Source organism: Paraburkholderia ribeironis (assembly GCF_900019265.1).
In the GTDB taxonomy this organism is placed as follows: domain Bacteria; phylum Pseudomonadota; class Gammaproteobacteria; order Burkholderiales; family Burkholderiaceae; genus Paraburkholderia; species Paraburkholderia ribeironis.
This window is the reverse complement of the sequence record NZ_CYGX02000040.1, coordinates 115212-123412: the sequence shown is the minus strand read 5'-3', so window position 1 is coordinate 123412 and position 8201 is coordinate 115212. Positions and strand designations below refer to the sequence as shown.

General features: G+C 70.2%; 5 protein-coding genes. All 5 read left to right on the top strand.

All coding sequences use genetic code 11. The features are described from left to right. Positions 1-1145 (top strand): cellulose synthase complex periplasmic endoglucanase BcsZ (gene bcsZ, locus BN2475_RS18760; protein WP_094780987.1); only part of this gene is annotated, 1145 nt, incomplete at its 5' end. After that, complete coding sequence (locus tag BN2475_RS18755) at positions 1124-5017, top strand: cellulose synthase subunit BcsC-related outer membrane protein (protein WP_425435548.1); 3894 nt, start codon at positions 1124-1126, stop codon at positions 5015-5017. The genes bcsZ and BN2475_RS18755, both read left to right, overlap by 22 nt. Positions 5018-5023: 6 nt before the next feature. Next, entirely contained in the window at positions 5024-7192 is a 2169-nt protein-coding gene (bcsE, locus tag BN2475_RS18750; protein ID WP_425435547.1) for a cellulose biosynthesis protein BcsE, read from the top strand. Beyond that, positions 7192-7401 (top strand): hypothetical protein, encoded by a 210-nt coding sequence (locus BN2475_RS18740; protein WP_174641983.1) that lies wholly within the window; start codon positions 7192-7194, stop codon positions 7399-7401. The genes bcsE and BN2475_RS18740 overlap by 1 nt, the downstream gene beginning before the upstream one ends. Continuing rightward, positions 7398-8186 (top strand): cellulose biosynthesis protein BcsQ, encoded by a 789-nt coding sequence (gene bcsQ, locus BN2475_RS18735; RefSeq protein ID WP_094780985.1) that lies wholly within the window; start codon positions 7398-7400, stop codon positions 8184-8186. Before BN2475_RS18740 ends, bcsQ begins: the two co-directional genes overlap by 4 nt. Positions 8187-8201 lie beyond the last annotated feature (15 nt).

The window sequence follows — 8201 nt, the reverse complement described above, 5'->3', positions numbered from 1 at the left end:
CAGCCGACACAGCCGACGCAGCCGACGCAGCCCACGCAGCCAGGGCCGGCACATCCGCCGCAAGCTGCGCGGTCTCCGCATGGCCGCAATGGCAGCAGTTCAAACGCGCTTTCGTTTCCGCCGACGGCCGCGTGATCGATGTCGGCTCGGCCGATTCGCGCACTGTCTCCGAAGGTCAGTCGTATGCGCTCTTTTTCGCGCTGGTCGCGAACGATCGCGCGGCCTTCGACACGATCTTGCAATGGACCGAACACAACCTCGCGCAAGGCGACCTGACTGCGCATCTGCCGGCCTGGTTGTGGGGCCGCCGGGACGACGGGCAGTGGACGGTGCTCGATGCGAACGCGTCGTCGGATGCCGATCTGTGGATCGCGTATGCGCTGCTCGAAGCCGGTCACGCGTGGCAGGAGCGCAGCTACACGGCGCGCGGCGCGGTGCTGGCCAAACGCGTGCTCGACGAAGAAGCCGCCTATGTGCCGGGTCTTGGCCTGACGCTGCTGCCGGGTCCGGTCGGCTTTCATCCGGCGGCGGACGTATGGCGCGTCAATCCGAGCTACTCGCCGCCGCAGGTGCTGCGCGGCATCGCCACGCGGTTGCCGGACGACGCGCGCTGGGCACGTCTGCTCGCGAGCACCGGCCGCGTGTTGACCGACACCGCGCCGCTCGGCTTCGCGCCTGACTGGGCACTGGTGCGCGCCAACCAGGGTTTCGCGCCGGATGCGCAGACGCATGCCGAAAGCGCGTATAACGCGATCCGCGTCTATCTGTGGGCGGGCCTGCTCGATCCGCGCGATCCGCTGGCGCCTGCGCTGCTCGCACGCTTCGCGCCGTTCGCGGACTTCATCGCGGCGCACGGCGCGCCGCCCGAGAAAGTCGATACCACGAACGGCCGCGCCGGCGAGAACATGGGCAACGCCGGTTTCTCCGCAGCGGCGGCGCCGTTGCTCGACGCACGCGGTCAGCACGCGCTCGCCGATGCGCAGATCGAGCGCGCCGCACGCCTCGATCGCGACACGCCCGCTGGCTACTACAGCAGTGTGCTGAGCCTGTTCGCGCTCGGCTGGCGCGACGGCCGCTATCGTTTTGCCGCCGACGGCACCCTCGAACCGCACTGGAGTTCGCCGTGTCGCGCCGCGAGTCGGTGAGCCGCGCGGCGCGCGTCCTCGTGCTCGCGTGGGCCGGTGCGCTCGCCAGCGTATGGGCGCTGCCCGCCGCGCCGGCCACGACACCCGTGGTGGCCTCGCAAGACGCCGCCGCGCAACGGCTGTTCGCTACAGCGCGCATGTGGTCGACCAAGCATCGCGACGATCTGGCGGCACAGGCAATCCAGAAAGCGTTGCTGGTCGCGCCGGGCGATCCGGCGTTGCTCGCCGAGCAGGTGCGCATCCAGTTGCGCCTCGGCGAGGCGCAAGCCGCGCAGGCCACGCTGGCGCGGCTGCGTTCGAGCGCGCCGGGCGCGCTGATGACGCAGCAGATCGACGATGAATTCCGCGTCGCCACGGATGGCCGCCAGGAACTGGCGACGGTGCGTCTGCTCGCGCGCAGCGGCCAGTCCGCCGAAGCGACGCGCCGGCTGCAGGCGCTGTTTCCGCATGGCGCGCCGTCCGGCTCGCTGGGCGCCGAGTACTACCAGATCATCGCGGGCACGCCTGCGGGCAGGGCGCAGGCGATCGGCGTGTTGCGTCAGCGGGTGGCCGCCGATCCATCCGATGTCGATTCGGCGCTGGTGCTGGCGAACCTGCTGAACACGCGCGGCGAGACGCGCGCCGAGGCCAACCGCATCGCGTGGAATCTGGCGACGCGGCCCGATTCGGATCGCGCGGCATCGCTCGACACGTGGCGGCACGTGCTGCAATCGGCGGGTGTCGATGCCGCCTATGCGGGCGCGTTGCGTGCGTATCTGCAACTCGTGCCGGACGACAGCGAGTTCAAGGAGCGCATCGCGCTCCTCGACGCGCAACTCGACGCACAGCGTCGACTCGAACGCGACCCCGACTACATCGCGCAGCAACGCGGCTTGCAGGCGCTCGCGCGCAACGATCTGACGACCGCCGAGCCGCTGCTCGCGCGTGCCGCGCAGGCGCGCCCGGACGATGCCGAGGCGCTCGGCGGGCTGGGTCTGGTACGGATGCGCACCGGGCGGCGCGACGAAGCGCACGCGCTGTTCATGCGCGCAGCCGCGCTCGCGCCGGACAATCGCGCGAAGTGGGAGAGCCTCGCGCGTACCGCGCAGTTCTGGGGCACGCTCGCGAATGGCCGCGAAGCCGCCGCGAGCGGCCGGCCGCAGGACGCCGAGCGTGCCGCACGCGCCGCGCTCGCGATGCAGCCCGGCAACGCCGACGCGAAGCTGCTGCTCGCCGACGCGCTGCTCGCACAGCACGACTGGAGCGGCGCGGAGCCGCTGCTGCGCGAATTGCTGGTGGCACCCGCGCCGAGCGTCGCGGCGCTGCGCAGCACGCAGATGCTGTTCGAGCACACCGGCCGCACGGCCGAGGTCGAGCCGTTGCTCGACGCATTGCAGAGCCGCTTCACCGCCGCCGACGACCGTCACAGTCTCGCGCAATTGCGCGCCGATCTGCTCACCGGACAGGCCGAGAAGTTGCTGGCCGCTGGTCAGCGCGGTCCCGCCGCGCAACGCTACGAAGCGGCATTGCGCAGCGCGCCCGACGCGCCGTGGACGCGCTTCGCGCTCGCGCGTTTGTATCGCGACCTCGGGCTGCCGCAACTGGGTCGCGTCGTGATGGACGATGGCCTCGCGCTGTCGGCGTCGCCCGAAATGCGCTACGCGAGCGCGCTGTACCGCAACTCGCTCGACGACGTCGGCGGCGCACGCGAGGTGCTCGCGCCGATTGCTCAGCAGGACCGCACCGACGGCATGCGCGCGCTCGCGCGCAATCTCGAAGCGCAGCAGTGGCTCGCGCAAGCGCGTGCCGCGTTCGCGAGCGACGCTCGGGCGAGCGCCGCGCAGGCGCTCGACGAGGCCTGCGCGCTGGCCGCCGACGATCCGGATCTGCTCGCGTCGGCTGGCGCGCTGTGGATCGATCAGGGCGAGCCCGAGCGCGGTCTCGCATTGCTGCAGAACTGGATGGACACGCATGCGCAGCAGACCGATGCCGACGTGCGTCTGCGTTATGGCGACCTGCTCGGCAGCGTGAAGCGCGACGCCGAACTCGCCGCGTGGCTGGCCGAGCTGCGCGCCGATCCGCGGATCACACTGAGCCCCGCACAAAGCGCGCGTCTCGAAGATCAGGCGCTGCGACGCGTGCTGCGGCAGACCGACGAGGCGCTCGATCGTCAGGATTACGAACGAGCGCGGCAACTGCTAGCCGAGGCGAGCCCCGCAGGCCGGCGCGACCGCCGCTATGCGTTCGAAGTCGCCGATTTCGAACGACTGCAGGGACACTACGCGGCTGCACGCGCGGCGCTCCAGCCGGTGCTGGTCGCGCATCCCGACGACCCCGACGCGCAGTTGGCGCTGGCACGCGTGCTGGAACAGAGCGGCCAGCGCAGCGCGGCGCTCGAACTGGTGCATGGCGTGCTCGACGGCGCCGCGCCCGACGACGTCGATACCCGGCTTTCGGCGGCGCGCCGGCTCGCCGCGTTGCGTCACGCGCAGGAAGCGCAACAGGTCACCTCGGCGTTGCGGGTCGCGTATCCGGCGCGGCCGGACGTGACGGTGCAAAGCGGCCGCGTCGCGCAGGACCTGGGGCAGTACGAGGACGCCGCGTCGCTGTACCGGCTGTCGTTGAGCCAGGAGCGCGCGGCGGGCGTGAGTGCGGGCCCGGATGGCACACCCGCGCAAGCGGCGCTGGCCGATCTCGAGCAGCGCCGCAATCCCGAGATCGAGACCGGCTGGCTGCCCGCGTATAAATCGGGCGATGCCGGCATCTCGCAGTTTCACGCGTGGCAGGTGCCGGTGTACGTGCAGGTTCCGTACCGCTACGACGGCCACTTTTTCGCGCACGTCGATACCGTGCATCTCGATGCCGGCACGCTCGACGTCAGCGAAGGCAATTCGTTCACGCGCAACACGTTCGGCACGCTGGGCGCAGCCGATAATCTCGCGGCTTCGCTCGGCGCTTCGGCGCAGGCCATCGCCGCGCTGTTCGCGACCTCGCGGTATCTGCATCAGCCGGCGACCGGCGTGGCGCTCGGCGCGGGCTACGTGTCCGACGCGTGGCGCTTCGATCTCGGCACGACGCCGCTCGGTTTCCCGGTGCACTATCTGGTCGGCGGCGCGCGCTATCAGTTCGATGCCGGGCCGGCAAGCTTCTCGGTGAGCGGATCGCGCCGTCCCGAGACCAGCAGCCAGCTTTCCTACGCCGGCATGCACGACCCGGTGACCGGCACCGTATGGGGCGGCGTGCGCCGCGACGGCATCGACCTGCATGGGTCGGTCGACGTCGGCTGGACGAGTTTGTTCGCGCAACTCGGCGCGGGCATGCTGACCGGCCGCAATGTCGCGAGCAACCAGGAGATCACGCTGCGCACTGGGGTGACGGTGCCGGTCTATCAACGCGTCGACACGCGCGTGAGCACGGGGCTGGTGGGCAACGTGTGGCACTACACGAACAATCAGCGCTTCTATTCGTTCGGCCAGGGCGGTTACTACAGCCCGCAGCGCTATCTGTCGCTCGGCGTGCCGATCGAGTGGGCCGGCCGGCGCGATGCGCTGAACTGGGATGTGACCGCGACGCTCGGCGTATCCAATTCGTACGAGAGGAGTGCGCCGTACTACCCGAACGGCTTGCCCGCCGCGCTCGCCGGGGCGCCAGGGCTCGATGCGCTCGTGAATACGGGCAGCTCGACGCGCGGCGTCGCGTTTTCGTATGGGCTCGCGGGCATCGTGCAATACCGTTTCAATCCGTACCTGCTAGCAGGCGCGCAAGTGAGCATCGATCGTTCGCACGACTACGCACCGAGTTCGGCGCTGGTCTACATGCGCTACACGTTCGACGCGCGCAAGCAGGACAGCAGTCTGTCGCCGCGCCCCGTGCGCCTTTACTCCAGCTATTGAACGGCGATGCAACGAGACCGATCAGGAAATCCACGCGTGAGCAGCGTTTCGAATCCACTCGAGCCGGCGGCGGCCGGCAGCTTCGTGCGCCGCTGGTGGCAGGCCTTCGCTGCGACGCGCCCGCGTCACGATGCACGACGGCTTGGCCGTCTCGCCGTCGACGCGTTGCCGGACGAATGGGCCGCGCTCGAAACCGGCAAGCTCTACGCGATCTATACGGCGTCGCGCACGCCGGGCACCGACGCGCTGATCTGGGAGAGCGCGCGCCAGGCACGCACGCGCGATGTCACGGTCGTGCTCGCGCGTGAGCGCGCCAGCGTCGCGCAACGTCTGCGCGAACTCGGCTTCGGCATGCAGGCGCCGGCCTCGGGCTGGCCGCGCAACCTGAATGTGCTGGCGATGCCGCCCGCCGCGAGCGATGCGGCCGATGTCGCTGATGCTGCAGCCGCGCCCGCGCCGGTGGTGCTCGGCAAAGTGTTCGGCGGTCTGCGCGCGCTCAAGCGCTTCGGCTTGCGCTCGCGGTCGCTGTATTTCGTCGAAGGGGCCGAGCGCTGGTTCGGTTGGGACAACGCTGCGGCGCTCGCCCGCGAAGGCCGCATGCTGGCGAACTGGTGCGCGGCGCGCAAGATCACGCTGGTGCTGCTGCTCGGCCCGGCATCGGACGAGCTCGCAGCGGATGACGCCGACTGGCTCACCGGCGGGTCGTCGGCATCGGCAAGTGCAGCGGCGCAGCAGGGGCGCAATGAATTCCACGCCGCCTGCGCGGGCGTCGCGCGCATGGAGCGCACGCACGGCGAGTTGTTGTGGCATGTCGATTTCTGGCGCTCGGACCGCACGCTCGTCACCGGTGAAGCCCGCTCGCTGCGTTTCACCGAAAACGGCCGCCTGAGCGTTGCGCCCGATGCACCCGGTGGCGCACTTGCACGCGGCGAAGGATTGCTCGCACGCGACGAACAGCGGGTCGTGGTCAGCCGCGCGGTAGTGCGCGGCCATGAAGCGTGGGTGCCGTCCCATTGGGAAGTGCTTGCCGATCAGACGGCGGTACTGGCGGCCTGCGCCGCTGCACAGGCGGCGACCGTCGTGCTCGACTATGCGGGCGGCGCGCAACTCGACGCGCTGTGCGCGGCGGTCCACGCACTGCGTCGTCAGGCGGGACGCGCGCTGAAGATCGTGATCGTCGAACGTGGGGAAGTGCTGCGTCATCAATACGAGCTGCTGGTGTTGTCGCTCGGCGCGAACCTCGTGCTGGGTCGCGAGCTGCCGTTCTCGCGAATGCAGTCGCTGCTGCAATCGCTGCAAGGACAGCTTTACGCGCGGCCGGTCGCCGCGGACTATCGGGGCGCGCTCAGCGCCGCGCTGAGCGACGCTGTGCTCGGCTATCTGCCGGCGAGCGCGTTCTGCGAACGGGTGCGGACCGTGCTGGCGCGCAGCGCGGTGCTGCAACTGCCGCATGTGCTGGTGAAATTGACGCTGCTGCCGCAATGCGCGCATGTCGACGCGCTGCGGCACTGCGTGCCGCGCCGCGCGGGCGACGTGTTTACCGCCGACGCGTCGCATCTCTATGTGTTCCTGTTCGCGTGCCGGCTGGCCGATGCGGACGCCGCGCTCGCGCGCATCTTCGACGTGCCGGTCGAACGGCTTGCGGATGAGCTGGTGCATCTGGCCGAACAGAGCATCGGCGACGAACTGAATGCGCTGGATGCCGCGAACCGGCGTGCGCGTATCGCCGACTACAGTGATCTGTTTGCGATGCCGGTGCATGACGGGCGGCCCGTGGCGCAGGCATCGGCAGCAGGCGTCGAAGCGGGGACCGCACAGCAGGCGGCGCTGCTGGCGGCCGAGCAGCTCGCGATGATCGAAGAGGCGCTGGCTCACGCACGCGCCGAAGCAGGCGAGATTGCTCAGTTCACCGAATCGACCAGGCGTAGCGCAAAGGCCAAGGCAGTGCCCAACGCAGCACCCAACGCAACGCCCAACGCAACGCCCAACGCAGCACCCAACGCAGCACCCAACGCAACGCCCAGCGCAGCGCCCAATTCAGCGCCCAATTCAGCGCCCAATTCAGCGCCCAAAGCCCCGGCACCACACCCCGACCCGGCCGGCCCGTCCACGCCAGCGCCGCGTCGCCGCGCCGAACCCTACGCGATGCCGGTGCGCAACAAGGAGAGCGAGTGATGGAATTTCTGCTGACGTGTTTCGCCGCCGGTCTGATCCTCGCGGTCCCGGTCTGGATCGTCTGGCAGCGCGCCGATGCACGCCGCGGACTCGCCGCGATGCGGGGCTTCGATCCGCGCGACGCAGTGCCGTGCGGGATCGAACCGGTCGCATTGCGTGCGCGGCTGTTGCCCGATCCGCAGCAGCGCGACGACGAGGGTGCGCGATGAAAACGATTGCTGTCGTTTCCACCGCGGGCGGCACGGGCCGCACGACGCTCTGCGCCGCGCTCGCGGTGTTGCTTGCGCGGCGCGGCCGCCAGGTGGTCGCGCTCGACCTCGATCCGCAGAACATGCTCGGCGCGCATCTGGGCATCGACGGTCTCGCGGCGGCCGGCATCGCGCAAGCGCTGCTCGACGAGGCCCGCGCGTGGCACGCACATACGTGGCGCAATGCGGAGGGCGTGCTGTTCGTGCCGTACGGCGCGGTGTCGCTCGCGCAAGGCGCGCACTGCGATGCGCGGCTTGCCGCCGAGCCCCGCTGGCTCGCGCATGCGCTCGCGCAACTCGATCTGCCGCGCGATGGCGTCGTGCTGATCGACACGGCCCGTTATCCGTCGCAGCAAGCCGATCAAGCGGTGCGCTGCGCCGATCTGGTGCTGTGCGTGACCCCGCCCGAACCGGCCGCGTGCGCGACACTGGTCGCGCAACTTGGCGCGTTGCGGCGCGGCTGCGCGAATCTGCGGATCATCGTGAACCGGCTGAATCCGGCGCGCGACATGCAGCGCGACGTGCTGGCCATGCTCGCGGCGGCGCTCGGAGACGGCCTGCCGCTCGCGCAGCGCGTGCATCTCGACGTGGCGTTGCCCGAGTCCTTCGCACGCGGGACGTGGCTGTTCGACGACGCGCCGCATTCGCAGGCGTCGCACGATCTGCAGGGTCTCGCCAACTGGCTCGACGCATGGCTGGTCGACGCAGCGGCGACGGCCGCACGTCGACAGGGTGAGCCGACATGAGCAGGCAGCCTGACG